The sequence below is a fragment of the Corynebacterium sp. zg-331 genome (genome assembly GCF_014267345.1).
Classification (GTDB): Bacteria; Actinomycetota; Actinomycetes; order Mycobacteriales; family Mycobacteriaceae; genus Corynebacterium.
This window is the reverse complement of record NZ_JACMYD010000011.1, coordinates 1-25,972: the sequence shown is the minus strand read 5'-3', so window position 1 is coordinate 25,972 and position 25,972 is coordinate 1. Positions and strand designations below refer to the sequence as shown.

The following is a 25,972-nucleotide window of genomic DNA, read 5'->3' as shown; positions in this document are numbered from 1 at the left end:
ATGCGGGGGTGGAAGGGGTGCCTTAGAATGGGATCCGCTATGGCAAACCTCATCAACATGGAGAACGTATCCCTCTCCTACGGCCTTACCACCCTGCTTGACGGCGTCTCCCTCGGGGTGCAAAGCGGGGATCGCATCGGCGTCGTGGGCCTCAACGGTGGAGGAAAGACCAGCCTGCTCGAAGTGCTCACCGGCCTGGCGCAGCCGGATTCCGGGCGCGTCTCCCGCGTCGGCGGCCTGCGCATGGCCGTGGTCACCCAGCGCGCGAATCTTGATCCCGCCGCCACCGTCGCCCAGGTGGTGCTCTCCCCGCTGGGCCTAGAAACCTTCGAATGGGCCTCCAATGCTCGAGTGCGCGCGGTACTCGGCGGCCTGGGGGTGGCCGCGCTGGGCTTGGACACCCCGGTGGGCGATCTCTCCGGTGGGGAGCGTCGCCGCGTGAACCTCGCCGCCGCGCTCGTGCGCGATCTCGATCTCGTGGTGCTCGACGAGCCCACGAACCACCTCGACGTGGAGGGCGTGCAGTGGCTGGCCGATCACCTGCTCGCCCGCAAGATCGCGCTGGTGGTGGTCACCCACGATCGCTGGTTCCTCGACACCGTGGCCACCCGCACCTGGGAGGTGCACGACGGCCGGGTGGACGTCTACGAGGGGGGATACAACGACTGGACCTTCGCGCGCGCCGAGCGCGCCCGCCAGGCCGATGCCGCCGAGGCGCGGCGGCGTAACCTCGCCCGCAAGGAGCTGGCCTGGCTGCGTCGCGGCGCGCCCGCGCGCACCTCCAAGCCCCGCTACCGCATCGAGGCCGCCGAGGCGCTCATCGCGGACGTCCCCGCCCCCCGCGATAGCGTGGAACTCATGGCCTTCTCCAAGCGCCGCCTGGGCAACCGGGTGATCGACCTGGAGGACGCGAGGGTAGAAACCCCCGACGGCCGCGTGCTGGCGGACTCCCTGACCTGGCACCTGGCCCCCGGCGAACGCATCGGTCTGGTGGGGGTCAATGGCTCGGGCAAGACCACCCTGCTGCGCGCCCTGGCCGGGGAGCATCCGCTGAGCGGCGGCCGGCGCGCGCAGGGCACGACCGTGCGCCTGGGATGGTTGCGCCAGGAGCTCGACGACCTCGACCCGCAGCGCCGCCTTCTCGACGCGGTGGAGGACGTGGCCACCTACGTCCGGCTGGGAGACAAGGAACTCTCCGCCTCCCAGCTGGCCGAGCGCCTGGGCTTTTCCGCCAAGCGCCAGCGCACCCCGGTGGGCGATCTCTCCGGCGGGGAGCGCCGCCGCCTTCAGCTGACCCGCGTGCTCATGGCGGAGCCGAACGTGCTGCTGCTCGACGAGCCCACCAACGACCTCGACATCGACACCCTCCAGGAGCTGGAATCCCTGCTCGACGGCTGGCCGGGCACCCTCGTGGTGATCTCGCACGATCGCTACCTCATCGAGCGCATCGCGGACAGCACCTGGGCCCTCTTTGGCGATGGTCGGCTGACCAACCTGCCCGGCGGCATCGATCAATACCTGCGCCGCCGCGCCCAGGAGGCCGCCGCCGAGGGGACCGGGCCCCTGAACCTGGGGGAGGAAAAGCCCGCCGCGCAGCACGCCCCGGCGCGGCTGAGCAGCCAGCAGCACCGGGAGCTGACCAAGAAGATGAACCGGCTGGAACGCGAGATGGCCGTGCTCTCGGACAAGATCGTCGAGGCCGAGGCCCAGATGACACGGGCGGCGGCCGCCACGCCGCCGGACACGGCGCGTCTGACCGAGTTGGATGCCCAGGCCCGCCAGCTGCGCGAGCACCGCGAGGAGGCCGAGGCGCAGTGGCTTGAGGCGGCCGAGGAACTAGAGGGCTGATGCATCGGCGGATCGCGCTGCACCCCTGGGGCATGGTGGGGGCGGCGATCATGTTCGTGCTCGGGCTAACCCCCTCCCTGTTGCCCCGCGATTTCTTCTATCAAGGCCTGGTCTGTGGCCTGGGCGCGGGCATCGGCTACCTGCTGGGAAGCGGCGCGCATCGGGTGTGGCACCGCTGGCTGTCCCCGCGTTACGCGCCGCGGCTGCGGGTCCGCCTCGACCGCGTGCCACCCCGGGCGCGCCGGGGTGTGCGCGTCGCGGTGCCTGCGGTGGCCTGGATGGGCGTGATCGGCGCGGCGGTTTTCTCCCTGCGCTGGCAACGCGGCGTCGCCGAGCTTACCGGGGCGCAGGCCTATTCGCTGGGCGAGTTCCTGCTGGTGCTACCGGTGGGTGCCGCGGTCTTTGCCGCGGCCCTGGCACTGGGGGTCGTCGTGCGCGCCCTGGCGCGGGGGCTGACCCGGGCGGCGCCTTCCCGGCTGCGCGCCCCGGTGCGCGGCACCCTGGGTTGGGGTGCGGCGATCATCCTGTGCCTGTTAGTGGTTAATGAGGTTATTCCGGGCATCATCGTCGGGACGGGGGAGCGGGTGTTCTCCGCGAGTAACGCGCATCCGGAGGAGGGGGTACGCCGCCCGGCCGAGGCGCAGCGCTCCGGCTCGCCGGATTCCCCCGTGGACTTCGCGGGTTTGGGCCGCTACGGCATGAGGTTCGTCGATGGTGGCCTGCGCGCCGCGGATCTGGAACGCCTCACGGGCCGGCCCGCCCGCGAACCGGTGCGCGTGTACACGGGCCTGCGCACCGAACCGGAGGTGGGGAAACGCGCCCGGGTACTCATCGACGAGCTGGAGCGCACCGACGCGCGCGAGCACAAGGCCCTGCTGTTGGTGCTGCCCACCGGCACCGGCTGGGTGAACCTGCGCGCCGCCCAGGCCTTCGAGCTGCTCCACGACGGTGACACTGCCGTGGCCTCCGCGCAGTATTCCTACCTTCCCTCGGCATTTCACTTCTTCGCCGGGGGCGAGGCGGTGCAGGAGGCCGGGCGGGAGCTGATCACCCCCGTGGTGGACTGGTGGAACGGCCTCCCCGCGGAGAACCGACCCAAGCTCTACCTCTACGGGGAATCCCTGGGTTCCACCGCGGTGGAATCGGCCTTTTCCGGGATGCGCGATATTTCCTCGTCCGTCGATGGCATCCTGCTGACTGGCCCGCCGGACTTCAACCCGCTGTGGTCGAGCTTCATCGAGCGCCGCGACCCCGGCACCACCCAGGTCAGCCCGGAGTACTCGGGTGGGCTGGTGGTGCGCTTTGCCCAAAATGCCGAACAGGTGCGCTCTTTCGCCGGCGCGGACGAGCGCTGGGGCCCCACCCGGGTGCTCTACATTCAGCACCCCTCCGACCCGATCGTGTGGTGGTCGCCCTCGCTCATGCTGAAGGAACCGGATTGGTTGCGCGAGCCGGCGGGCTTCGATCGCTTCCCCGGCATGCGCTGGATTCCCTTCCTCACCTTCCTCCAGGTCGCGGCGGACCTGCCGGTGAGTCAGAACGTGCCGCAGAGCCACGGGCACAACTACGGCGACGAGTTGCTCGACGGTTTTGTCGCCATCGCCGGGCAGGATCAGCGCCGCGCCCGCGAGCTCGCCGGAGTGCTGGAGGCCGCGCTGACAAGCAGCGGGGACGCGAAGTTTGAGTAAATTGGTAGGCTGGCGGCCATGATTTTGATCAACGTTGTCTATCGCCCCAAGCCCGAGTACCTGGAGAACTTCCGGGAGAAGGTTGCGGAGTTCACCGAGGCCACCCGCGCCGAGGAGGGCAACATCTTCTTCGACTGGTACCGCAGCACCGATGACCCCGGTGTCTACGTGCTCCTGGAGGCCTTCCAGGACGATGCCGCCGAGGCGCACGTGAACTCCCCGCACTTCAAGGCCGCCTGCGAGCTCTTCCCCACGCTGTTGCTGGAGACCCCCAAGATCATCAACACCACCATCTCGGGCAAGACCGAGTGGGATCGCATGGCCGAGTTCGCGGTGGACTAACCCCAGATAGAATGGTTGCTCATGAGCCATGAGCAACCGCACAGCACCAATCCGCCCGAGCTGAACAAGAAGGCCTACGAAAGGGAGCTCAAGCGCCTTCAAGCGGAGCTGGTGGACATGCAGCAGTGGGTGGTGGAAACCGGTGCCCGGCTGGTGATCGTGATGGAGGGGCGCGACGCCGCCGGCAAGGGCTCCGCGATCAAGCGCATCACCCAGTATCTCAACCCGCGCACCTGCCGGATCGAGGCCCTGCCCGCCCCGAACTCCCGGGAGCAGGGCCAGTGGTACTTCCAGCGCTACGTGGAAAAGCTGCCCACCGCGGGGGAGATCGTGATCTTCGATCGTTCCTGGTACAACCGCGCCGGGGTGGAGCGCGTGATGGGCTTTTGCACCTCCCAGGAGTACCGCCGCTTCCTGCACCAGGCCCCCATCTTCGAGCGGCTGCTGGTGGAGGACGGCATCATGCTGCGCAAGTATTGGTTCTCCGTCTCCGACGAGGAGCAGATTGCCCGCTTCCGTTCTCGGCGCAACGACCCGCTGCGCCGGTGGAAGCTCTCTCCGATGGATCTTCAGTCCCTCACCCGCTGGGAGGAATACTCCCGGGCCAAGGACGAGATGTTCGTGCACACCGACATCCCCGCCGCCCCCTGGTACACGGTGGAATCGGAGGACAAGAAGCGCTCGCGGATCAACGTGATCTCGCACCTTTTGTCCACGGTTCCCTACGAGAAGATCGAGCGTACCCTGCCGGATATCCCGGATCGCCCGGCCGGTGACCACGACTATCAGCGGCCCCCGCGCGAGGACTTCCGCTACGTGCCGGACGTGGCCGCCCGGCTGGAGTCGGGTAAGAAGCCCAAGAAGAAGGCTAAGAAGAAGTAGCCTCCGGCGTCGGATCCTCCTCCGGGTTACGCCCCGGCGTCATGAGGTCGAATCTGGTGATGAGAACCCTAAAGAGCACGTAGTACAGCACCCCGTAGCCCAGGCCCACCACCAGGATCAGCCAGGGCCGGGTGCCGATGCCCCAGTTGAGGAGCAAGTCGGTGGCCCCGGCGGAGAACCCAAAGCCCATCTTGGCCCCCAGGAAGTTCATCAGCGCCAGGCAGGTGCCGGTGAGCACCGCGTGCAGGGCGTAGAGCGGCATGGCCGCAAACATGAAGGAAAACTCGATGGGTTCCGTGATCCCGGTGAGCAAGGCGGTGAGCGCCAGCGAGATCATGGCCCCGCCCACCATCTTCTTCTGGGCGGGCCGGGCGGTGTGGTAGAAGGCCAGGCAGGCGGCGGGCAGGGCGAACATCATGATGGGGAAGAAGCCGGTCATGAAGCTGCCTGCCGTGGGGTCCCCGGCGAGGAAGCGGGCGATGTCGCCGTGCACGAGGTCGCCGGAGGAGTTGGGGTAGGATCCCAGGACGAACCACGGCACGAAGTTGAGCAGGTGGTGCAGGCCCAGGGGGATGAGCGAGCGATTGGCCAGCCCGTAAAGGAAGCCGCCCAGGACGTCGTTGCTGTGGGCGGCCTCGCCGGCCCAGGTCAGCGCGGCGTCGAAGGCGGGGTAGACCAACAGCATGGGGATCGCCACGACCACCGCGCTGAGGCCCACGATCATGGGCACCAGGCGCCGCCCGCTGAAAAAGCCCAGCCAGTCGGGCAGGCGGGTGCGGTGGAAGCGCTGCCACTCCACGGCGGCGATCAGCCCGATGACCACGCCGCCAAAGACGTGGTAATTCACCACGGCCTGTTCGCCGTCGGCATCTGTCGCGCCGCCGAGCACCAGCGGCGACATCGCCTCGAAGGTGCCAGTGAGCATGAGGTAGCCCACCACGGCGGCCAGGGCGGTGGAGCCGTCGGCCTTCTTGGCGAAACCGACGGCGATGCCCACCGCGAACAAGATCGGCAGGTTGCTCATGATCGCGTTGCCCGCCCCGCCGAGCAGGTGGGCCAGCCAGTTGAGCACCGTGACCTCGGGCCAGCGGCCGAGCAGATCCGGTTGGCCCGCGCGCGCCATCAGCGCGGCGACCGGCAGGGTGGCGATGGGCAGCATGAGGGAGCGGCCCAGGCGCTGTAGCACCTGCATGCTCTTGCCCTTTTTCTTCGTGGACACGCGCACTCCTTGGGGAGCTGGGGGAATGAGACATGCTCAGTGTATATGCTGGTACCTGCCGCACAGCGCCGTACGCAGGAGGAACTTTTTATGGGACAGATCAGCACCGAGGGCATCATCGCGGGCCTGGGCGGGGCGGATAATATCGAAGAAATCGAGGGCTGCATCACGCGCCTGCGCACGGTGGTCTCCGAGGCCTCCGTCGTGGACGAGGCCGCCCTGCGCGCCGCCGGCGCCATCGGGGTGGTCTTTGCCGGTTCCGTGGTGCAGGTGGTGGTGGGTCCGCAGGCGGAGATGATTGCCGAGGACATCGAGGATCTGCTGTGAGCGAGGTCATCGCCCCCTTGGCGGGAACCGTCGTCGATCTGGCCGAGGTTCCCGACGAGGTCTTTGCCTCCGGCATGGTGGGCGAGGGGGTGGCCGTGGTGCCGCCCGCCGAGGGGGCGATCGAGGTCGTGGCCCCGCTGGACGGCACCCTCAAGCAGGTACTCCCGCACGCCTTCATCGTGATGGACGAGGCCGGGATTGGAATCCTGGTGCACGTGGGCATCGACACCGTGGAACTAGGTGGCACGGGCTTTGCGGTGCACAAGGCCAAGGGGGATCGGGTGCGGGCCGGGGAGCCGGTGGTGACGATCGATGCCCCCGCCATCGCCGCCGCGGACTACAGCCTCGCCTGCCCGGTGGTGGTCATGGCCGGGGAACTTGGTGAGGTGGTGGCCGCCGGTGACGTGGAGCGGGCGGCAACGCTGTACCGGGTGAACTAACCGATCAGCTCCTCCAACACCCGCAGTACCCCGGCCTCCGTGTGGGGCGGGGCGAGGCGATCGGCCGCCTCCTTAATCAGGGGGTGGGCGTTGTCCATGGCGTAGGAGGTGCCCGCGGCGCGCAGCATGTCGAGGTCGTTGAGGTAGTCGCCAAAGGCCAGGGTGTTGCGCATGGGGATGTCGAGGGCGGCGGCGAGCTGGCGCAGCGCCCGTCCTTTGGTGGCCTTCGGGCTCATCACGTCCACCCAGTGCTTGCCGGATAGTACTGGGCTTTCCTCCGGCGCGGCGGCCCTCAGCAGGGGCAGAGCGTGGGTCTCCGCGTCCGCCTCGGAGTAGAGGGCGATCTTGATGACGGTGTCGTCCACGGCCTCGTGCAGGTCGGCCACGGGGCGCACCCGGTGGTAGTATGTGGCCACCTCGTCGAGGATGTCCGGGCGATCCACGTAGGCCATCGTGGGCGTGCACACCACCATCTCCATGCGGGTGGGGGCGGTGGTGGCGGCGTCGATGAGCGCGTGGGCGGACTGCGCCCGCATGGGGGTGGTGGAGACCACCTCGCCCCCGGCGTAAACGACGGTGCCGTTTTCCGCGATGAGGTTGAGCTCCGTGCCCAGGGAACCGAAGAGAGCCTGGAGGGTGGCCAGCTGGCGGCCGGAGGCGGGGACGAAAACGATCCCGGCCTGCACCAGCCGGGGGTAGAGATCCCAGAAGGCCTCGGGGATATTTCCATTCCCGTCGAGGAAGGTGCCGTCCATGTCCGCCGCCACCAGCCGGTGTTCCATTGGTTGTTTCCCGTGTCCTTTCCCAAGGTGATGTGCAACACTGGGAAACATGACTGATGCGATGCCTCCCGTTCTCACGCTTGTGGATCAGACTACCGGAATCATTCAGCTCAATCGCCCCAAGGCCCTCAACAGCCTCAACCCGGAGATGGTCGGCGCCCTTGCCCGTGCCCTGGAACGGTGGCGCGACGATCCCGCGATCACCCAGGTGCTCATCGAGTCCGTCACCCCCAGGGGCTTCTGCGCGGGCGGCGACGTACGCTATGCCCGCGAGCAGATCCTGGCGGGCAACGAGGCCCACATCGACGACTTCTTTGCCGAGGAATACGCCATGAACAAGGCCCTGGCGGCCTACCCCAAGCCCTACGTGGCCTTGATCGACGGCGTGGTGATGGGCGGAGGGCTGGGGGTCAGCGCCCACGGCTCGCACCGGGTGGTCACGGAGCGGGCCTTTGCCTCCATGCCGGAGATGGCGATCGGATACATCACGGACGTTGGCATCAGCTGGGTTCTGCAGCATCTCCCCGGTAGCACCCCGGCGCTGGGTGCCTTCCTGGGGATTACCGCCTGGCGGCTCAATCCCACCGAAATGCTCTGGACGGGCCTGGCCACCCACTACGTGCCCTCGGCGGAGCTGGGGCGGGTGCGCCGGGCGATCGTGGAGCGCGGCGTGGACGAGGCCCTGGCGGGGCGGCAGGATCGGCCCGAGGGGAGCAATCGCCTGCTGGCCCTGCGCCCCGGAATCGAGGAGGCATTTGGGCACGGCTCCTGGAGGGAGATCGAGGCCGCTGCGCGCGAGCACCCCGAGCTGTGGGCGGTGGTGGAGGACGCGCTGAGGGAGGCCAACCCGGCCTCCGTGGTGGCCGCCGCGGCGCTCTTTGCCGCCAATAGCGCGGTGGGTGTGGAGGAGGCGATTGATAACGAAGCCCGCCTGGCCGCGGTGCTGCGCCGCGAGGCTAACTTTGCCGAGGGCGTGCGCGCGATCCTGGTGGACAAGGATCACCGCGCCGCCTTTGAGCCCGCGAGTTGCGCGGAGGTGGATGAGGCCGCCTACACCCGCCTGCTCGGGCCCTCTTCGCGCGCCTAGGCCTCGCCCCGAGCGGTGGCATAAGCGCGCAGGGCGCGTTGCACATCGGCGAAATCGGGTAGCGGTTGCGCGGTGACGTCTCGGGCCACCTCCTGCCGCAGCGCCGGCAGGCGAAGATGCGGTGCATCGAGCAACACCAGGGCGGTGATGCCGGGGGCCAGTCCCGCCACCGCGTGCGTCCACGCCCCCAGGATCGGTTTGGCGATCACCGCGATGTCCCAGCGGGTGGCCTGCGCCAGGGGAATGCGGGGGCGTACCAAGGGGAGGACGCCATGGCGCTGTCCGAAGGCGAGCAGTGCGCGGCTGGGGGCCCGGGCGGCGGTGGCGAGTCGGGGATCGGCCCAGCCCCAGGTGAAGGCGTCGTGATGGAAAACCCCCAGCACGTGGGCCCGCATCCCCTCGGCGGTGCCGGAGGCGAGGTCGAGGCGCACCTGGTGGGCGGGGTGGTGGGCGTGGAAGAAGAATTGGTGCTCGATGGAGAGATAGGCGGCGTCCGAGTAGACCTGGGCCGGGGTGGGGGAATCGGGTGCGGGCACCTGGAGGGCGGTGTCGCCGTCAAAGAAGATGGGCTGCCCGGCCAGGGTCAGGGTGGCCTCGTCTTCCACCAGCGGCAGGCCGCGCAGCAGCGCGAAGCCTCGTATTTCCTCGTGTCCCCGGCGCGGCTGTTCGCTCAGGGCCTCGATCAGGGCGGGGCGTAGGGGGATCTCGGCGGTGTCGAGGTGGAGGGCCACCACCATCTGAGAGCCGTCGCGGCGCGGGGCGAGGACAGCCGGGGCGGCGTCGAAGAGCAGGCCCGCCTGGTCGAGTAGCTCCTGGCGTGCGGGTTCGCTGCCGCCGCGCGAGGCGGTGAGCCAGCGCCAGGTGTCGCCGTGGATCTCGGCCACGCGGGTGCCGGTCATGCTCTCCCGGCCTGCCACCACGGAGACCGCGGCGCCGGGGGTGTCGTCCGTGGCCGAGGGGCCGGTGAATTCGAGGGGGCCGCGGATCTTGCTGAGCGCGGCGCGTCCCTGGGCGCGGGCGATGAGATTGCTCATGCCCGCGATGATACGTGGCGGCGGTGGCTAGGCCAGGTTGCGCAGGATGCTAAAGGCCTGGCGGATGAGCCGCTCGCCCGCGGCGGGGTCGTGCTTTGATTGCCGATGGAAGTCGGCAAGGGCGGTGGAGATGGCGTGCCCGGCCGCCCCCAGGGCGATGGTGGCCTCCATCTCGCCTAATGTCGGGAAGCGGGATCGTATGCACCGAATGAGTCCCGCAAACTCCCGGTCCAGGGACGCCTTGATGTCCCCCCTGCCCAGGGTCTCGCCCACCTCGCCGAGGCGAGTGAGCGCGGACAGGGAAGCGAAGTCGGAGGAATCCCGGTGGAGGCCACGCACCGCCACCTCCTCCATCGCGTTGAGAAAGGACAATCCCTCGGGCAGGCCATCCATCTCCTCGATGAAGCCCTCCACCCGGCGCGCGATGGCATGGAAGAGGGCCTCCTCGCGGGAGGAAAAATAGTTGTGGAAGGTGCGGGGGGAGACCCCGGCGGCGTCCGCGATGGCGGCCACGGTGAGTCCCTCCGCGCCCTTGGTTAAGGCGATCTGCGCGGCGGATTCCGCCAGGGCCGCGCGGGTGGCGGCCTTCTTTGTTTCCCGCAGGCTGGTCATGGTGGTGCCTTACTACTCGTCGGTGGTTGAGGATGCCGATTGCTCGCGCAGGGTGCTCAGGGCGGCACCCTCCACGTCCACATTAGGCAGGATGCGGTCGAGCCAGCCGGGGATGTGCCATGCGCGGTCGCCCAGCAGGTACATGGTGGCCGGAATGATCGTCATGCGCACCACGAAGGCGTCGAAGAATACGGCCGTGGCAAGGGCGAAGCCCATCGTCTTGATGAAGGCGGCGTCCTGCAGGATGAAGGCGGCGAATACGCTCATCATGATGAGTGCGGCCGCGGTGACCACGCGGGCGCCGTGGCGAAAGCCGCTCTCGGTGGCCTCGGCGGCGCTCATCCCGTGGTGGTAGTCCTCGCGCATCCTGGTGACGAGGAATACCTGGTAGTCCATCGCCAGGCCAAAGACCAGGCCGATGAGCATGATGGGCAGGAAGCTCAGCAGCGGCTGCGGGTCGTCGACCAGGCCCAGCCAGCCCTCCTGGAAGAGGGCGACGGTGACGCCGAAGGTGGCGGCCACCGACAGCCCGAAGCCCAGGGCGGCGATCAGCGGTACCCACACGGAGCGGAACACAATCATGAGCACCAGGAACGCCAGGGTGAGCACGATGGCGATGTAGGGCAGCAGAACGTCGGAGAGGCGGTCGGACATGTCGTCGAAGATGGGGGTGGAACCTGTGAGGCCGTAGCGTGCCCCGGTGTCCGCCCGGAACCCCGGTTCCGCTTCGCGCAGTTGCGCGAGGGTTTCGGAGGTGGATTCGTCCGTGGTGCCTCCGGCGGGGGTGATAAGGATCTGGGCGGTGGTGCCCTCCTCGCTCATCCCGGCGATCTGGGCGTTGACCACGCCCTCGGTGGCACTGAAGAGCTCCACGGCCTGGGCAAAGGCGGGCGTGCGATCCTGCTCGGGCAGGTCGCCGGCCTCCACCAGGGCGATCATGGGGGCGTTGCGCCCGGGCCCGAAGGCCTCGGACATGGTTTCGTAGGCCTCGCGCTGCGGGGTTCCGGGCGCGGTGGAGCCGTCGGTGGGCATGGCCAGGCGCATGTTCAGCATGGGCAGGGCGAGGAGCCCCAGCAGCAGCACGCCGCTGATGAGGGACAGCCAGGGGCGCTGGCCGATGCGCTGCGCCCAGCGCCGACCCGCGGTGGGCTTGACGTTATCCGGATCCGGTACCGAGGGGCCGGGGATGCGTCCGCCAAAGACGCGGGTGCCCAGCAGACTGAGCAGGGCGGGCAGGAAGGACAGGGAGATCATCACGGCGATGGCCACGGTTAGGGCGGCGGCAAGGGCCATCCAGGTCAGGAAGGGAATGTTGATGATGGACAGCGCTGCCAGGGCGATGAGCACGGTCAGACCCGCGAATACCACGGAGGAACCGGCCGTGCCGGTGGCCATACCCATGGCGTGGGCTCGCTCGGCGGTTGAAAGATCGCGGATGTGGCGGGCGAGCTCCGCGGGGCCGAGGTCGCCATTGCCATCGTTCTTGCGCCTGATCAGCGCGATCATCTCGTTGCGGAAGCGCGAGGCGATGAACAGGGCATAGTCGATGCCCACGGCCAGGCCGATCATGGAGGCCAGGGTGGGGGTCATGTCGTTGATGTCGTTGCTGATGACGGTGGCCAACTGCACTCCCATGATGCCGATGGCCACGCCGATGACGGCGGAGAAGATGGGCATGCCGGCGGCGATCACGGAACCGAAGGTGATCAGCAGTACCACGGCGGCCACGGCCAGGCCGATGAGCTCGGAGGTCATATCCATCTCGCCGGCGCCGGTAAACGCGGTGCCGCTGTAGGTGACCTCTAGATTTTCACTGTTGGCATTATCCAGTGCTGCTGTGACGGCATCGAGGTCGGCGGAATCGATGTCCTGCGTGGTGGGGGCGTCGAAGGTGATGTTCGCGGTGCCGGTGGTTGCGTCCTCGCTCAAGGGGCTAAGCGCGGCGATGTTCTCCACGATCTGCTCCTTGGGCAGGCCCTGGGCCTCCAGCTGGGGCGTCATCTGCGCGTTAAGCCCCTGGGCGGCCAGCGCGGGATTGACCAGGGAATCGGTGTCGGTGAGCGCGCCGGTGTCCTTGAGGTCGGTAAAGAGGGCATCGATCTCTGCGGCGATGGCGGGATCGTTGAGGGCGGCGCCGTTGGTGGTGTGGAGCACCACGGTGCCGCTGGGGGTGCTCAGGGCGTCGCCGGATTCGGGGAAGAGCTCCTGCATGCGCTCCTGTGTTTCCATGGCCTGGAGGCCGGGGATGGAAAAGGAACTCGCGGGAGACTTGGCGAACGCCCCGGCGAGCCCGCCTAGGGTCACCAGGAGTACGAGCCAGAAGGCGAGGAAGGGGCATTTTCTCCGGTAGGCCAGGTGGCCGAGCCGGTAAAGAAAGCGGGACATGGATGTCTTTCTGGGACGGAGATAGGGACATTGCACATGATAGGCAATAATTCTCTAATTATGCAAGTTTGCCTACATTGTGCATTTTTGTGGTGGAGGGGAGGGCCGAGTCCCAACCGCGGGTGGTTACAGTGGTGGCAGCAAAAGCCACCGCCTATCCCCACGAGGAGCGCCGTTGATCCTGCAAGCCGCCTCCATGGCCCTCGCCGATTCCGTGAACGTGCTGCTCATCGGCGTGCTCGTGGCGCTCGGCGTGCTGCTGTCGCGTCGCGGGCGCTTTGGCGCGGTGTCCGCGCTGCTGATCGCGGGCGACTGGCTGGGGGTGTTCCTCTACGCTCTGCTGGTCCTTCTGGTCTTTGATGGCCTGGGCGACACCATCCGCGCCGCCCTGGAATCGCCGATCTACGCGCTCGTCCTCGCCGGATTTGGCCTCTTCTCCCTGGTGGCCACCGCGCGCAGCTCCGGAGAGGCGACGGTGGGGCTGGTGCGCCGGGTGCTGCGACCCCTGCGCGGCCCGGCGGCCATGACTCCGGCGGTGGGGTTCGTGCTCGGGGTAGTGCAATCGGCCACCTCCGTTCCCTTTTACCTGGGTATCGGGGTGGTCTCCGCCGGGAATTTCGGCGTGACGCAGCGTTATCTGGGCATGGTGGTCTACGCCACCATAGCGCTGAGCCTGCCCGTGCTGAGCGCCTTCGCGGTGGCCTGGGTGCGCCGGTACCCCTACTCCCCGGTGGGGCGGGCCTTCGAGTGGGCGCGGGTGCACCCGCTGACCTCCATTCGCCTCGCCGGGTACACGGTGGGCTTCTTTCTGCTGGGCCTGGGTGCCTGGACGTTTTACGACGTCGCGGTGGCGGCGGAATAGGTCAGGACCAGCAGGTCGCGCTCCAGGCTGACGAGGTCGTCTGGGGTGAGGATCGCCCCCCACAGCGGGCCGGAGCTGCTGCCGTCGGTGGCGGCGATGATCAGGCGGGCCGCGCGGGCATCCAGGCCATCGTCGTGGAGCTCGGCGCGCCACCGCGCGGCGTTGCGTCGGGTGACCTCGCGCAGCCCCGGCTCGGAGAGCAGGTGCGTGGCCAGGGCGAGCTCCTCGTGGAGAGCCTTGGGGTTTCTCGTTCCGGCGAAGACGGTGCGGATATAGGCACGCGAGAGGTGACCGGGGGTGAAATCCCTGGCTCGGCGATCGGCCTCCTCGACCTGGGCGCGGAAGCGCTGCATGACGTCCGTGACCAGCCCGTGTAAAAGGTCGTTCTTGCTGGGAAAATGGTAGAGTAGGCCGCCCTTGGATACGTTGGCCTCCGCGGCGATGGCCGCAAGGGATACGCTGGGGCCGCTGCGCCGGATGAGTCGGGCGGCGGCCTGAAGGATGTGGTCCTTAGTCTCCTCCGGGGTGCGCTTGGTGCGGGCCATGAGGATTCCTTTCCGGCGGTTAGTGATCCGGGGTGGCGCCGGTCTCGTTGGGGATGAAGAAGTACGCCACCGCTGCGGCGACCAACATCATAACCACCGCGACGAGCGTGGTGGACTGCATGGCGGAGACGAAGGCCTCCTGAGCAGCGCGCAGGGTAGCGCTCCCTGGGGCGAGGAGATGGGCGGCGGTGGCCAGTGAGTCCCGCGCCTGGCGGGCAAGGTTGGGATCGGTGCCCGCCGGAAAGTCGAGGCGCAGCCGATAGAGCGCGGCGACGAGGGAGCCGAGGACGGCCACCCCCAGGGCCGCGCCGAGCTCGTAGGCAGTCTCCGAGATGGAGGAGGCCGCCCCGGCTTTCTCTGGACGAACCGCCGAAACCACGGCATCCACGCTGAGCGTTTCCGCGATGCCCACGCCCAGGCCCAGGGGGACGGTGGCCAGCAGCAACCACAGTAGGTGGTCGGCACCCTCGGTGACCGCCACCAGGGCAAGCCCCGCCGCGCCGATGAGCAGGGAGACCGCGATGGCGCGGCCCCGGCCCAGTCGCCTCAGAAGCAGGCCCACGGAGGCCGCGGCGAGCATGGAGGCCAGGGCCACAGGAAGCTCCGCCAGGCCGGCCTGGAACGGCCGCAGCCCGCGCACCAGCTGAAGATACTGCGAGTAGAAAAACAGCGCCCCGCTGAGCGCGAACACGGAGATGAGATTGACCAGCACGGCCCCGCTAAATGCGGAGTTGGCAAAGAGCTCGAGCTCGATCATCGGGGTGGCCAGGCGGCGCTGGCGACGGATAAAAAGATAGCCGCTGAGCAGGCCCATTGCCAGGATCGCGGCGGTGGCGGGATCAAAGGAGCCGCCGGCGGCCTGCTTGATGGTGTAGACCGCGGGGATGATCGCCAGCATGGACAGTCCGCTGGAGAGCAGATTGAAGGGGCCGGGGGAGGGGGTGCGCGATTCCGGCAGGAGCCAGCCGCCCAGGAGGAGCACGGCCGCTGTCACCGGGAGATTGATGAGGAATACCGAGCCCCACCAGAAGTGCTCCAGCAGTGCTCCGCCGATGAGCGGCCCGAGGGCGATCCCGCTGGCCGAGGCGGCGGACCACAAGGCGATGGCGCGGGTGCGTTCCGCGGGATCGGTGAAGATGTTGCGGATGAGGGAAAGCGTGGAGGGCATGATGGTGGCCCCCGCGATCCCGAGGAGAAGGCGGGCGGCGATGAGGACCTCGGGGGTGGGGGCCAGCGCGGCAAGCAGCGAGGCGGCCCCGAAGGCGGCCGTGCCGACGAGCAGCAGGCGCTTGCGTCCGATGCGATCGGCGAGGTTGCCCATGGTCACGAGCAGGCCCGCGAGAGAGAGCGAGTAAATATCGCCGATCCACAGGACCTGGGTGGCGGTGGGGGCGAGGTCGCGGGTGAGGGAGGGGACGGCGAGGTAGAGAACCGTGGAATCGATGACGAGCGGCAGAACGGCGCTGACCAGCACGGCGAGGCTGCTCCACCGGCGAAGGCTGCTCATGAACGCTCCTATAACTATACCGTCTGGACGGTTTAGTTATACTGGGCGGGGGTGATGAGTGCAAGGAAGGTGTAGTTGTTGTGTAGATTGTTCAACAACAATCTCATGTATTAAGTCACATAAGGAGGGGATGCGCCGTGAGCCAAACACAGGACGAGGCCCATGACCGCGCCGAATCCCGCGCGCGCAGCCACGCCGGGCGCACCGCCATTCTCGGGGCGATGTTCCTCATGGCCACCAGCGCCATCGGACCCGGATTCCTCACGCAGACCAGCGTGTTCACCGTGAAGCTGGGCGCGGCCTTTGCCTTCGCCATCCTCGTGTCCATCCTGGTGGACGTGGCCATTCAGATGAACGTCTGGCGGGTACTCGGCATCACCGGCCTGCGGGCCAACGAGCTGGGCAACACCGTCCTGCCCGGGCTCGGCTGGGTCATGGCGGCCTGCGTCTTTGCCGGCGGCATGGTGTTCAACATCGGCAACATCGCCGGGGCGGGCCTGGGCACCAACGCCATGCTGGGGGTGGATCCCAAAATCGGTGGGGCCGTCTCCGCGCTGGTGGGCGTGCTCGTGTTCCTTTCCCGGCGTGCCGGCATGGCCCTGGATCGGATTGTGGCGGGCCTGGGCGCGCTGATGATCCTGCTCATGCTCTACGTCGCCATCGCCTCGGCCCCGCCGGTGGGAGAGGCACTCAAAAACACCGTGGCGCCTGCCCACGTGGACTTCCTGGTGATTACCACCCTGGTGGGCGGCACCGTGGGTGGGTACATCACCTTTGCTGGGGCGCACCGCATGATCGACAGCGGCCTGACCGGCCTGGAGCACCTGGCCGAGCTCAGCCGGGGCTCCGTGCTGGGGATCATCGTCACCGGAGTGATGCGCGTGCTGCTCTTCCTCGCCGTGTTGGGGGTGGTGGCCACCGGGGTGACCCTGGCCGAGGACAACACCGCCGCCGACGCCTTCTACCACGCCGCCGGAGAAATCGGCCTGCGCCTGTTCGGCGTGGTGCTCTGGGCCGCGGGGCTGACCTCCGTGATCGGTGCCTCCTACACCTCCGTGAGCTTCGTGACCACCCAGGCCACCCCGGCCAGGGTGCGCTCGTTGATCACCGTGGCCTTCATCGCGGTCTGCGCCGCCGCCTACCTCCTGTTAAACTCCGCCCCGCAGACCCTGCTCATCTTCGCCGGGGCCTTCAACGGCCTGATCCTGCCGGTGGGCTTCGCCGTGGTGCTCTGGGTGGTCTGGCGGCGCGGCGACCTGCTGCGCGGGTACCGCTACCCAATGTGGCTGAAGCTCCTGGGCACGGCGGTGTGGCTGCTCACCATCTACCTGGGTTGGAACTCGCTATCCGGCCTGGCCGGGCTGTGGGGCTAGGGCGCCCAGCACCAGCTCGCGGGCGTGGTCGAGCCCGCCGCGCAGGAGTTCCGCCGCCCCGGCGCGGTCTCCCGCCCCCAGGGCGGTGACCACCGCACGGTTATCGGCGATGAACTGGGCGTGAAAGTTCGGGTCGAGGCGCTGGACGGAGAGAAACACCAGCCGCATCCGCGCCAGGATCTGCTGCGCGGACTGCTCCAGCAGCGCGGACCCGGATCCCGCCATGATCTCGCGGTGAAAGCGTTGGTTTGCCTGCGCCACCAGCGGCAGATCTCCGCGTCGGCGAGCCGACTCCGCCTGGGTCACCGCGGCGTCGAGGGATTCCACTGACACGCGCGTTCCCCAGCGCAGCGCGGCGGGCTCGACGATCATCCGGGCTTCGTAGAGCGCGTGGACGTCGTCGGTCTTGGGCGAGAGGATGAACACGCCCCGATTCGGCTCGCGCGCCACCAGTCCTTCGGCGGCGAGCATGGTGAAGGCTTCGCGCAAGGTATTGCGGGAAATGCCCAGGTGTTAGGCGGTGTCCGTCTCGCGGAGCTGCTCGCCGGGAAGGTGCTGTCCGGCGGAAATGGCTCGGCGCAGCCGCGAAGCCGCCTGCGCTGCTCTCATGGTCTCCTCTATTCGATCCGGGCCAGGGCGGCGCCGCGCTCCACGGCGTCCCCCGGAGAGGTCATGAGGTGGATCGTACCGGAGCGAGGAGCGGTGACGTTGGATTCCATCTTCATGGCCTCCACCGTGGCCACGGCCTGCCCCTCGGTTACCTCCTCGCCGTCCTCGACCTTCCACGCCACCAGCGTTCCGGTGTAGGGACAGGCCACATCGCCCTCGGTGCGCTTGTCCCCTGAGGCCGCTGCGGGGGCCACCGGCGTGGGCGCGGCGGAGGCAAACAGGGAGACGGGCAGGCCCACGGAATGCAGGCGGCCGTCGATCTCGACGGTGACGGTGGTGCGCTCGGCGTAGGCCTCTACGATGGCCTCGGGGCCATCTCCAAAGGTGGGCGTGTATTCCTTATCCACCCAGTCGGTGTATATCCCCAGGGTCTCGCCCACCAGGGCGGGGTGCTCCACGATGTCGCGCTGGAACGGCAGCACCGTGCGTACGCCCTCGATGCGGAACTCGCGCAGGGCGCGCCGGGCGCGCACCAGGGCGATCTCGCGGGTGGGGCCCCACACTATGAGCTTGGCCAGCAGGGAATCGTAGACCCCCGGAATGGTCCAGCCCGCGCGCACGCCGGTGTCCACGCGGATGCCGGGACCCAGGGGCGGCTCGAAGGCGGTGATGGTACCGGGGCAGGGCACGAAGCCGTGCGCTACGTCCTCGGCGTTGATGCGGAACTCAAAGGCGTGGCCGCGGGAGGGCGGGTCGCCGTCGAAGGGTAGCGGGTGGCCCGCCGCGATGCGGAACTGCTCGGCGATGATGTCCAGGCCGGTCACGGCCTCGGTGACGGGGTGTTCCACCTGCACGCGGGTGTTGACCTCAAGGAAGGAGACGGTGCCGTCCTCGGAGACGATGAACTCCACCGTGCCCGCCCCCAGGTATCCGGCCGCCCGGCAGACCTCGCGCGCACCCTCGACGATGGCGGTGCACTGTTCCTCGGTGAGGAAGGGGGCTGGTGCCTCCTCCACGAGCTTTTGAAAGCGCCGTTGCGTGGAGCAATCGCGGGTGCCCAGCACCGCCACGTTGCCATGCCGATCCGCCAGTACCTGGGCCTCCACGTGCCGGGGTTTGGTCAGGAACTTCTCCACGAAGCATTCCCCGCGCCCAAAGGCCTCGACGGCCTCGCGCCCGGCGGAGCGGAAGGCATCCTCGATCTCGTCGAGCTCGGAGACCACCTTGAGGCCGCGCCCGCCGCCGCCGAAGGCCGCCTTGATGGCGATGGGCAGGCCGTGCTCCTCGGCGAAGTCGCGGGCCTGCTCCCAGGACTCCACCGGGTCCGAGGTTCCCGGTGCCAGGGGAGCACCCACGGATTCGGCCAGTCGCCGCGCCGAGACCTTATCGCCCAGGGTGTCGATCGTCTCCGGGCGAGGCCCGATCCAGGTCAGCCCCGCCGCGAGGACGTCGCGGGCGAAGTCGGAGTTTTCGGAAAGAAAGCCGTATCCGGGATGCACGCAGTCCGCGCCGGCGCGCAGGGCGATCTTGATGATGGCCGGGGCGTTGAGGTACGTCTCTGCCGGGGAGGTGCCGGGCAGGCGGTAGGCCTCGTCGGCCGCCAGCGCGTGCGGGGCCTCGGCGTCGGCGTCGGAATACACTGCGATGGAGCGCATTCCGAGGTCGGCCGCCACCCGGGCGATGCGCACCGCGATTTCGCCGCGGTTGGCGATGAGAACGGTGGTCAGGGGGGTGATGTCACTCATGTGCTGTGCTCCTTGATCCGGGTTGGTACTCCGCGAAGCGCACCGTGGCGCCGGCGGGCAATTGGGCGGCGAGGTCGAGGTCTTCGGGAATCACGGTGGCGATCACCGGGTAGCCGCCGGTGACGGGGTGATCGCGGAGGAACACCACGGGGGTGCCCTGGGGCGGGACCTGAATGCACCCGGCCACCATGCCCTCGCTGGGCAGCTCGCCCTCGCGGGCGCGCCGCAGAGGCTGCCCCCTCAGGCGCAGGCCAACGCGATTGGACTGCGGGGTCACCACCCATTCTCGGTCCACCAGCGAACGAAGCCCGCCCTCGAACCAGGCCTCGCGCGGCCCGGGCACGCACCGCAGCACGGCCGCCTCGCCGGGGCGAACGCGCAGCGGATTGACCACGATCCGAGCCGCACGTTCGCCCCGGTGGGGGTGCACCCGCAGTACCTCCCCGGTCTGGAGCGCGGCGGGGCCTAGGCCTGAGAGAACGTCGGTCGAGCGCGAGCCCAGCACCTGCGCGGCGGCCAGGCCTCCGCGCACCGCGAGGTAGGAGCGCTGACCGACGGTGGCCGGACCCAGGACCAGGGTGGAACCGGCGGTCAGTAGCCGAGGCACCCCCAGGGGTACCGGGCGGCCGTTGATGGTGAGCTCCGCCTGGGCGCCGGTGACGGCCACGGTGGCGTCGATGAGCGCCGTTGCGCGAAGCCCCCCGATGTTCTCGATCACCGCGCAGTCGGCGGGGTTGCCCACCGCGGAGTTGGCGGCGTAGGCGCTGGCGCGGTCGGCGGCCCCGGAGCCGGTCACCCCCAGATCCCCGTGGCCGCCGCGTCCGCGATCCTGGATGAGGCTGAGCAGGCCGGGTTCGGTTAGGCGCAGCGTGGGCAGGTGCCTTCCGGCGATGGGCGGGGTGGCGAGCGGGGAGACCTCGATGGACTCGCGCACCGCGCGGTAGCGCACCGTGTCGCCGGGGCGGATCGCCGCGGGCGGGGTGGCGGTGGCGTCCCACATGGGGGTGGGGGAGTGCCCGAGGAGCCGCCAGCCGCCCGGCGAGGTGCGGGGATAGACCGCGGAGAAGGAATCCGCCAGCCCCACCGCGCCGTGGGGAACCCGGGTGCGCGGGCTATCCAGCCGTGGTACGCGCCGGGCCCGGGCGCGATCGTGCGGCACGCAGTAGGTAAAGCCGGGGGCAAAGCCCCCGAAGGTCGCCCGCCATGCGGTGCCGGTGTGCCAGGCGATGAGTTCCTCGGTGGAGATGCCCAGCAGTTTGGCGGTGTCCGCGAGGTCGGGGCCGTCGTAGACCACCGCCACCTCGACCTCGCGGGTCGCCTGTGCGGAGGCGGACTCCGGGCGCAGGCGGGGCAACAGGGATTCGGCCTGGCGGGCATGGCTTGGGGAGTCGGTGACCAGCAACACCGTGGTGGCCGCGGCGATCAGATCCACCTGGCCCGGCACCGGGTGGTGGGACAGGTGAGCGTGCCAGCGCAGGGCGAGGTCGAGGTCGCCGAGCTCCACGAGGAGGGCGCGGGTGCCCACGCGGTGATAGGTGGGGCTCACGCGCGCTCCCCCGGGATGGTGCTGCGGATCGTCACGCCGTCCGTGCGCAGGCCGTCCACGATCGTCCGGGTCAGCTCCACCGCGCCGGGGGAGTCGCCGTGCACGCATACCGATTGCGCGTCCACCGGCACCACCGTGCCGTCGATGGCCGTGATGCTGCCGCTGGTGGCCACCTGGCGCACGCGCGCCAGCACCTCTTTGGCGTCGTGGAGCACCGCGCCCGGTTCTCGGCGGCTCAGCAGTGTGCCATCGGGGAGGTAACCGCGATCGGCGAAGGCTTCGCGGATCACGGTCATGCCCCGGCCCTCGGCAAGTTCCACGGCCACGCCCCCGGGCAGCAGCATCAGCGGCAGGTCGCCGAAGGCGCGCACGCCGTCGATGACGGCCCGGGCCTGATCCCGGTGGTGGACGATGGCGTTGTAGAGCGCCCCGTGCGGTTTCACATAGGAGACTTTGGTTCCGTGCGCCGCCGCCAGGGCGGCCAGCGCCCCGATCTGGTAGAGCACCTCGTCGGCCAGCTCCACGGGGGCGTAGTCGATGAAGCGGCGGCCGAAGCCGGGGGCATCGCGGTATCCCACGTGCGCGCCTATGGTCACGCCCTCCCGGGCGGCGCGGCGCACGGTGTCGGCGATGGAGTGCGGGTCGCCGGCGTGAAAACCGCAGGCTACGTTGGCGCTGGAGATCAGAGGGATCATGGCGGAGTCATCGGCCACGGGGTTGCCTGCGGTGGTTTCCCCGAGGTCGGCGTTGAGATCGATGTGGGGCACGGGCCCTACCCTCCTCCTGATTGTTCAACAATAATTCCGTGGGGACAGTGTAGCGGCGGATCGCGGTTTGGTGAAGCCCGTCATAGAGTTGGGAAATATGTGGTATGACTTTCCTTGGCTGTGCGGGTGTGCTGCTATATGAAAAATGGCGAGCGCCAGCCTCGCCCTATAAAGTAGGGGAGGGAGTCCAATGAAAGGGGTTGTGACCATGACCAAGAGCTATGTTGCCAAGGGTCTGGCCAGCGCGATCGCGCTGGCTGCCGCCTTGAGCGGTACCGCCGTAGCCACCGCCGAGGAGGCCTCGGCGTACGATGCGCACCAGTCCAGCGAGCGGGTGTCCCCGTCCGCTCTGGCGGAGCGGATTTTTGACCTGACGAACACCTACCGCACGGAGCGCGGTATCGAGGCCTTGCGCTACGATTCCTTCCTCGGATGGAACGCCCAGCAGTGGGCCGAGGAGATGCGCGACAACGGCGTGGTGGGCCATGCGGCCGACGCCGAGATGGAAAACGTAGCCTGGTTCGCCGAGGTCCCCACCGCCGAGGACGTGCTCAACGTCTGGCTGGAGAACCCGGGCGCGCGCGAGATTCTGCTCGACCCCGAGCTGCACAAGATCGGCATTGGCGTGGCCCAGGCCGAGGACGGCTCGTACGTGGTGCAGCGTTTCGAGGAATAATAATCCTCCATTAGCAATAGCCCATGAGGGGCTTCCCGGGGAACCGGGAGGCCCCTTTTTGCGTGCGCCCTATTCCAGGACGAAGCCGACGTTGATGCCGGGCAACTCCCACGCCCCGGTTTGCCCGGGGGCAAGGGAGAGGAGAAAATCCCGGGCCTGCGGCGGAAGTGCAATCAGCCAGCCCTCGTCCGGGTCGAGGGTCGGGCTGGTGGTGCCGGAAAAGATCGTGACCGGGCGTGCCGTCCCGCTGCGCAGGCGCACCGCCGTGCGCTCCAAGGACCCGCTCAGGCCCGCTTGGAGACCCGCCAGGGCCTCCGGGGAGGCGGTGATGATCACCAGCGATTCCGCGGTGTGCACATGCAGGCGGGCCACCGCTACCTCAGTGGCGGCGCTTGGCGGTCGCGGGAGGGCGGGCGCAGGGCGGCGCGGGCGAAGCCACCGCATGATTAATCGTCCGCCACCATCGGCTCCAGGGTGAACTCCGGGTGCTCGCGCTGGACGAAGGCCAGCTTCCACTTATCGCCAAAGAGCGCCACCAGCTCCCCGTCCGCGCGGGTAAAAATCTCCACCCCGCGCTGGCGGCCCAGGCCGGGGGCGGAATCCGCATCCGTGCGGCGGGCCACCTTGTAGGGCACCGGATCGGCCTGCGTCTCCACCCCGTACTCGTTGAGCATCCGCGCCTGCATCACCTCGAACTGCATGGGGCCCACCGCCGCCATCACGGGGGCGGCGTCGCCGCGGGCGTCGTTGCGCAGGATCTGCACAACGCCCTCGGCGGTGAGCTGATCGAGGGCCTTGCGGAACTGCTTGTACTTGCCCAGGGACTTCGCCCGCAGGGTGCGGAAGTGCTCGGGGGCGAACTGCGGCATGGGCGGGTACTGCACCTTGCGCCCGGCAAAGATCGTGTCTCCCGGTGCCAGCGCCCCGGCATTGACCAGACCCACGATGTCGCCGGGAAAGGCCGTTTCCACCGTCTCGCGGGAACGGCCAAAGACCGTGAGCGCGTACTTGGTGGAAAAGGACCGTCCGGACTGCGCGTGGGTGACCTGCATGCCTCGCTCGAACTCCCCGGAGACCACCCGCATGAACGCCAGCGTGTCGCGGTGCTGGCGATCCATGCCCGCCTGTACCTTGAACACCACCCCGGAGAATGCATCGGAGACTTCGCGGCGGGCGTCCATCGCGCTTGCCGACGCCGCCACCGCTCGCTCGTCGCCGCGCCGCGCGCGGGGGGCCGGGGCCAGGGCACAGAGGGTATCGAGGATCTGATGCACGCCGAAGTTCAGCATGGCGGAGGCGAAGATCAGCGGGGAGGTCTCGCAATTTTCGAACAGCTCCTGATCGTGCAGGGCGCCGTCCGCAGCCAGCAGCTCGGCCTCCTCCTGGGCGGTGTCCCAAGCCTCGCCCTCGCGCGCCGCGGCGTCCTCGGGGCTAAAGTGCTCCTCCGGGGCGATGCTCGCCCCGCCCGCGGTGCGGGTGAAGCGGATGTACTCGCTGACCTCGCCGGACTCGACCACCCGGGCCAGCCCCCGGAAGTCCCCGGCCTCGCCCACCGGCCAAAATAGCGGCGTGGGTTGCAGGCCGATCTCGGAGACGATCTCGTCCACTAGCTCCAGCGGGGAGCGCCCTACGCGATCCCACTTGTTGATGACCGTGATGATGGGCAGACCGCGAGCCTTGCACACCCGGAACAGTTGGAGGGTCTGCGGCTCGAGGCCCTTGGCGGCGTCGATGAGCATCACGGCGGCGTCCACGGCCATGAGCACCCGGTAGGTGTCTTCGGAAAAATCGGCGTGGCCGGGGGTATCCACCAGGTTGATCATGTACGGCTTGCCCTCGTGGCCGTCCGGGGCGTACTCGAATTGCAGAGCAGAGGAGGCGATCGAGATGCCGCGATCCTTTTCCATCTCCATCCAGTCCGAGACGGTGGCCTTGCGCCCAGCCTTGCCGTGTACCGCGCCCGCCTCCGCGATCATGCGGGCGTGCAGGGCCAACGCCTCGGTGAGGGTGGACTTACCGGCGTCAGGGTGGGCGATCACGGCGAAGGTACGGCGGCGGGAGGCTTCTGCGGCGGTGCTCATAGGGTATTAGGGTACTTCAGGGGGATGGGATGGGGTAGTGGGGTGAAATAGAGAAATAGTAGTGTAAATCACTTTTGTGGACGGGTGAGGGATGGATTGCTAATGTTAGCGGGGTATTCTTCTCATATTTTGGGGGTATTTATGATGCTAATCGGCAAAAAATACAAGTCAATCGTATCGGCGGCTGCTGCGGCGATGGTTGTGGTTGGGGGGAATGCTCGTGGCTGGAGTGGAGTCTGCTCATGCCGCCGGAGGGTGCCATATCCGCACCGATGTTCCCGATGCCGCTAACGATGCCATGGTGGGCCGGGCGGGTTGCGGTAACAGCTTGTGGGGTACCGGCCGGATCAAGGAGGATCGCAATAACTTTCCCGATGACGTTGTGGGATCCAAGGGATTCATGGCAGGGGTGAGCATGGTCTACGGATCTTGCGGTAATGGCAAGGGGAGGTACTACTCGGAGTTCAGCTCTAGCAGCGGAGCTTTCGGGCAGTCTTCGCGCACCACCACGTGCCTCTAGCAAAGGGAGACTCTTTTGACCTGTGTGAGCATTAGGGGACTCTCCTTCCATTACCGGAAGGTGGAGGTTCTCTGCGGGTTGGACTGGGAGATTGGAAGCGGCGTCACCGTGCTGCTGGGACCTAACGGCTCCGGTAAGAGCACCCTTATCAAATGCCTGGCGGGTATCCTCCCGGTGCAAGAGGGCGTTATTACCTTTGCGGAGGGCGATTCTTGCATAGGGTACGTCCCGCAGAACCCCAGCCTGCCAGCGCTCGCACGGGTGCGAGATCTTCTCAGTTACGCCGCCTGGCTGAGTGGGGTGCCGCGCGGGGAGATCCCGCGCCGGGTAGATGCGGTGGTGGAGCGTCTGGATTTGGGCGAACTTCAGCGGCGCAGGGTACGTACCCTCAGCGGAGGGGAACGGCAGCGGGTGGCTATTGGCGTAGGTGTTATCAATGATCCTTCGCTGTTGCTTCTCGATGAACCCACGGTGGGTTTAGATCCCTCTCAGTGGGGTTGCCCGCAAATCGTGGACACGTAGTTAAGCAGCCTGTTGGTTAAGCTGCTTGTTGTTGTCGTTGGTCGTTGATCCGGTTTTCGAACTCTACGGGACTGATCATCCCGATCTTGGAGTGCCGCCTACGACGGTTGTAGACCACTTCGATCCACCGAGCTACTGCTTTGCGGGCCTGGTCTTGGGTGGCCCATTTCCTCCGGTCATAGAACTCGGTCTTCAATGTCGACCAGAATGACTCTGCCATCGCGTTATCGAAGCACACGCCAGTACACCCTACCGACTGAGTAATCCCAAGCTGTTGGCATACCTGCCATAGCTGATCACTGGTGAATTGAGTACCCCGATCGGCATGAAAGACCAATCCTTCTGGAACCTCCCCGCGCAGCGTGTAAGCCATACGTAGGGCACGTTCGACCAGATGAGTATCTTGAACACGGTCCATCGCCCAGCCGATGACTCTGCGGGAATGGCCATCACGAATAACACATAAATACAACCAGCCCTCACCAGTGCGCAGATACGTAATATCAGACATCCAGACCCGGTTAAGTTGCCCCTGGTCAAACATGCGCTTGACCAGGTCAGGCAGCGAAGATT

Annotated in this window: 25 protein-coding genes; 11 read left to right on the top strand and 14 right to left on the bottom strand. The window is 67.9% G+C overall.

All coding sequences use genetic code 11. The features are described 5' to 3' along the window. Positions 1-39 precede the first annotated feature (39 nt). From H7347_RS09890 to ppk2, 4 genes are read left to right on the top strand one after another with little or no spacing between them, the layout of a single operon-like run. On the top strand, positions 40-1,848 hold the full coding sequence (locus H7347_RS09890) for an ABC-F family ATP-binding cassette domain-containing protein (RefSeq protein WP_152823349.1): 1,809 nt from the start codon (positions 40-42) through the stop codon (positions 1,846-1,848). After that, positions 1,848-3,536: an alpha/beta hydrolase gene (locus tag H7347_RS09885; RefSeq protein ID WP_152823348.1), complete on the top strand. Its 1,689-nt coding sequence runs from the start codon at positions 1,848-1,850 to the stop codon at positions 3,534-3,536. Before H7347_RS09890 ends, H7347_RS09885 begins: the two co-directional genes overlap by 1 nt. Positions 3,537-3,554: 18 nt before the next feature. Next, positions 3,555-3,878: a putative quinol monooxygenase gene (locus H7347_RS09880; protein ID WP_152823347.1), complete on the top strand. Its 324-nt coding sequence runs from the start codon at positions 3,555-3,557 to the stop codon at positions 3,876-3,878. Between the two features lie 21 nt (positions 3,879-3,899). Further along, positions 3,900-4,760 (top strand): polyphosphate kinase 2, encoded by an 861-nt coding sequence (gene ppk2 / locus H7347_RS09875; protein ID WP_152823346.1) that lies wholly within the window; start codon positions 3,900-3,902, stop codon positions 4,758-4,760. On the opposite strand, the gene H7347_RS09870 is transcribed toward ppk2, so the two are convergent. Then, on the bottom strand, positions 4,747-5,952 hold the full coding sequence (locus H7347_RS09870; RefSeq protein WP_152823365.1) for a PTS transporter subunit EIIC: 1,206 nt from the start codon (positions 5,950-5,952) through the stop codon (positions 4,747-4,749). The two genes, ppk2 and H7347_RS09870, sit on opposite strands and share 14 nt — an antisense overlap. A gap of 72 nt (positions 5,953-6,024) precedes the next feature. Between H7347_RS09870 and H7347_RS09865 the strand changes: the two genes are divergently transcribed. Together H7347_RS09865 and H7347_RS09860 are read left to right on the top strand one after the other, a co-directional pair. Further along, complete coding sequence (locus H7347_RS09865; protein ID WP_152823345.1) at positions 6,025-6,306, top strand: glucose PTS transporter subunit EIIB; 282 nt, start codon at positions 6,025-6,027, stop codon at positions 6,304-6,306. Next, complete coding sequence (locus tag H7347_RS09860; protein ID WP_186337477.1) at positions 6,303-6,746, top strand: PTS glucose transporter subunit IIA; 444 nt, start codon at positions 6,303-6,305, stop codon at positions 6,744-6,746. The genes H7347_RS09865 and H7347_RS09860 overlap by 4 nt, the downstream gene beginning before the upstream one ends. Here the strand turns inward: H7347_RS09860 and H7347_RS09855 are convergent. Then, the gene (locus H7347_RS09855; protein WP_152823344.1) at positions 6,743-7,528 is read right to left on the bottom strand and encodes a Cof-type HAD-IIB family hydrolase; all 786 of its coding nucleotides are present in this window, start codon (positions 7,526-7,528) and stop codon (positions 6,743-6,745) included. The two genes, H7347_RS09860 and H7347_RS09855, sit on opposite strands and share 4 nt — an antisense overlap. Before the next feature lie 49 nt (positions 7,529-7,577). On the opposite strand from H7347_RS09855, the gene H7347_RS09850 reads away from it, so the two are divergent. Continuing rightward, positions 7,578-8,615 carry a 3-hydroxyisobutyryl-CoA hydrolase gene (locus tag H7347_RS09850; RefSeq protein WP_186337476.1) on the top strand — a complete coding sequence of 346 codons (1,038 nt, stop codon included), beginning with the start codon at positions 7,578-7,580 and terminating at the stop codon, positions 8,613-8,615. Here H7347_RS09850 and H7347_RS09845 read toward each other — a convergent pair. The 3 genes from H7347_RS09845 to H7347_RS09835 are packed head-to-tail and all read right to left on the bottom strand — an operon-like array spanning position 8,612 to position 12,646. Then, on the bottom strand, positions 8,612-9,649 hold the full coding sequence (locus H7347_RS09845; protein ID WP_152823343.1) for a DUF6882 domain-containing protein: 1,038 nt from the start codon (positions 9,647-9,649) through the stop codon (positions 8,612-8,614). The two genes, H7347_RS09850 and H7347_RS09845, sit on opposite strands and share 4 nt — an antisense overlap. A 27-nt stretch (positions 9,650-9,676) precedes the next feature. Continuing rightward, positions 9,677-10,261 (bottom strand): TetR/AcrR family transcriptional regulator, encoded by a 585-nt coding sequence (locus H7347_RS09840; RefSeq protein WP_152823342.1) that lies wholly within the window; start codon positions 10,259-10,261, stop codon positions 9,677-9,679. 12 nt (positions 10,262-10,273) lie between these two features. Further along, complete coding sequence (locus tag H7347_RS09835) at positions 10,274-12,646, bottom strand: MMPL family transporter (protein WP_152823341.1); 2,373 nt, start codon at positions 12,644-12,646, stop codon at positions 10,274-10,276. A 175-nt stretch (positions 12,647-12,821) separates the two neighbouring features. Between H7347_RS09835 and H7347_RS09830 the strand changes: the two genes are divergently transcribed. After that, on the top strand, positions 12,822-13,508 hold the full coding sequence (locus H7347_RS09830) for a hypothetical protein (protein ID WP_152823340.1): 687 nt from the start codon (positions 12,822-12,824) through the stop codon (positions 13,506-13,508). On the opposite strand, the gene H7347_RS09825 is transcribed toward H7347_RS09830, so the two are convergent. Together H7347_RS09825 and H7347_RS09820 are read right to left on the bottom strand one after the other, a co-directional pair. Then, a complete protein-coding gene (locus H7347_RS09825) occupies positions 13,481-14,053 on the bottom strand; it encodes a TetR/AcrR family transcriptional regulator (protein WP_152823339.1) in 573 nt (190 codons plus the stop codon). The genes H7347_RS09830 and H7347_RS09825 overlap by 28 nt on opposite strands. 19 nt (positions 14,054-14,072) lie before the next feature. Next, a complete protein-coding gene (locus H7347_RS09820; protein ID WP_152823338.1) occupies positions 14,073-15,560 on the bottom strand; it encodes an MFS transporter in 1,488 nt (495 codons plus the stop codon). A 221-nt stretch (positions 15,561-15,781) separates the two neighbouring features. Here H7347_RS09820 and H7347_RS09815 point away from each other — a divergent pair, with 221 nt between their 5' ends. After that, positions 15,782-16,933 (top strand): NRAMP family divalent metal transporter, encoded by a 1,152-nt coding sequence (locus H7347_RS09815; protein WP_152823362.1) that lies wholly within the window; start codon positions 15,782-15,784, stop codon positions 16,931-16,933. On the opposite strand, the gene H7347_RS09810 is transcribed toward H7347_RS09815, so the two are convergent. The 4 genes from H7347_RS09810 to H7347_RS09795 all read right to left on the bottom strand — a co-directional run bounded on the left by H7347_RS09810 (position 16,904) and on the right by H7347_RS09795 (position 21,600). Then, positions 16,904-17,437 carry a GntR family transcriptional regulator gene (locus tag H7347_RS09810; RefSeq protein ID WP_370513968.1) on the bottom strand — a complete coding sequence of 178 codons (534 nt, stop codon included), beginning with the start codon at positions 17,435-17,437 and terminating at the stop codon, positions 16,904-16,906. The genes H7347_RS09815 and H7347_RS09810 overlap by 30 nt on opposite strands. A gap of 113 nt (positions 17,438-17,550) precedes the next feature. Continuing rightward, positions 17,551-19,287: a biotin carboxylase N-terminal domain-containing protein gene (locus H7347_RS09805; RefSeq protein WP_152823337.1), complete on the bottom strand. Its 1,737-nt coding sequence runs from the start codon at positions 19,285-19,287 to the stop codon at positions 17,551-17,553. Then, the gene (locus tag H7347_RS09800; protein WP_370513967.1) at positions 19,280-20,833 is read right to left on the bottom strand and encodes a carboxyltransferase domain-containing protein; all 1,554 of its coding nucleotides are present in this window, start codon (positions 20,831-20,833) and stop codon (positions 19,280-19,282) included. Before H7347_RS09800 ends, H7347_RS09805 begins: the two co-directional genes overlap by 8 nt. Beyond that, entirely contained in the window at positions 20,830-21,600 is a 771-nt protein-coding gene (locus H7347_RS09795) for a 5-oxoprolinase subunit PxpA (protein ID WP_186337475.1), read from the bottom strand. Before H7347_RS09795 ends, H7347_RS09800 begins: the two co-directional genes overlap by 4 nt. Positions 21,601-21,808: 208 nt before the next feature. On the opposite strand from H7347_RS09795, the gene H7347_RS09790 reads away from it, so the two are divergent. After that, positions 21,809-22,276: a CAP domain-containing protein gene (locus H7347_RS09790; RefSeq protein WP_186337474.1), complete on the top strand. Its 468-nt coding sequence runs from the start codon at positions 21,809-21,811 to the stop codon at positions 22,274-22,276. A 69-nt stretch (positions 22,277-22,345) separates the two neighbouring features. Here H7347_RS09790 and H7347_RS09785 read toward each other — a convergent pair whose 3' ends face one another. Together H7347_RS09785 and H7347_RS09780 are read right to left on the bottom strand one after the other, a co-directional pair. After that, the gene (locus H7347_RS09785) at positions 22,346-22,648 is read right to left on the bottom strand and encodes a hypothetical protein (RefSeq protein WP_152823334.1); all 303 of its coding nucleotides are present in this window, start codon (positions 22,646-22,648) and stop codon (positions 22,346-22,348) included. A 74-nt stretch (positions 22,649-22,722) separates the two neighbouring features. Continuing rightward, positions 22,723-24,357, bottom strand: a complete 1,635-nt coding sequence (locus H7347_RS09780; protein ID WP_152823333.1) for a peptide chain release factor 3 — start codon at positions 24,355-24,357, stop codon at positions 22,723-22,725. Between the two features lie 544 nt (positions 24,358-24,901). Between H7347_RS09780 and H7347_RS09775 the strand changes: the two genes are divergently transcribed. After that, positions 24,902-25,399 (top strand): ATP-binding cassette domain-containing protein, encoded by a 498-nt coding sequence (locus H7347_RS09775; RefSeq protein ID WP_186337473.1) that lies wholly within the window; start codon positions 24,902-24,904, stop codon positions 25,397-25,399. Between the two features lie 16 nt (positions 25,400-25,415). Here H7347_RS09775 and H7347_RS09770 read toward each other — a convergent pair. Continuing rightward, positions 25,416-25,972: IS3 family transposase (locus tag H7347_RS09770; RefSeq protein ID WP_152823331.1), on the bottom strand; the 557-nt coding region annotated here is incomplete at its 5' end.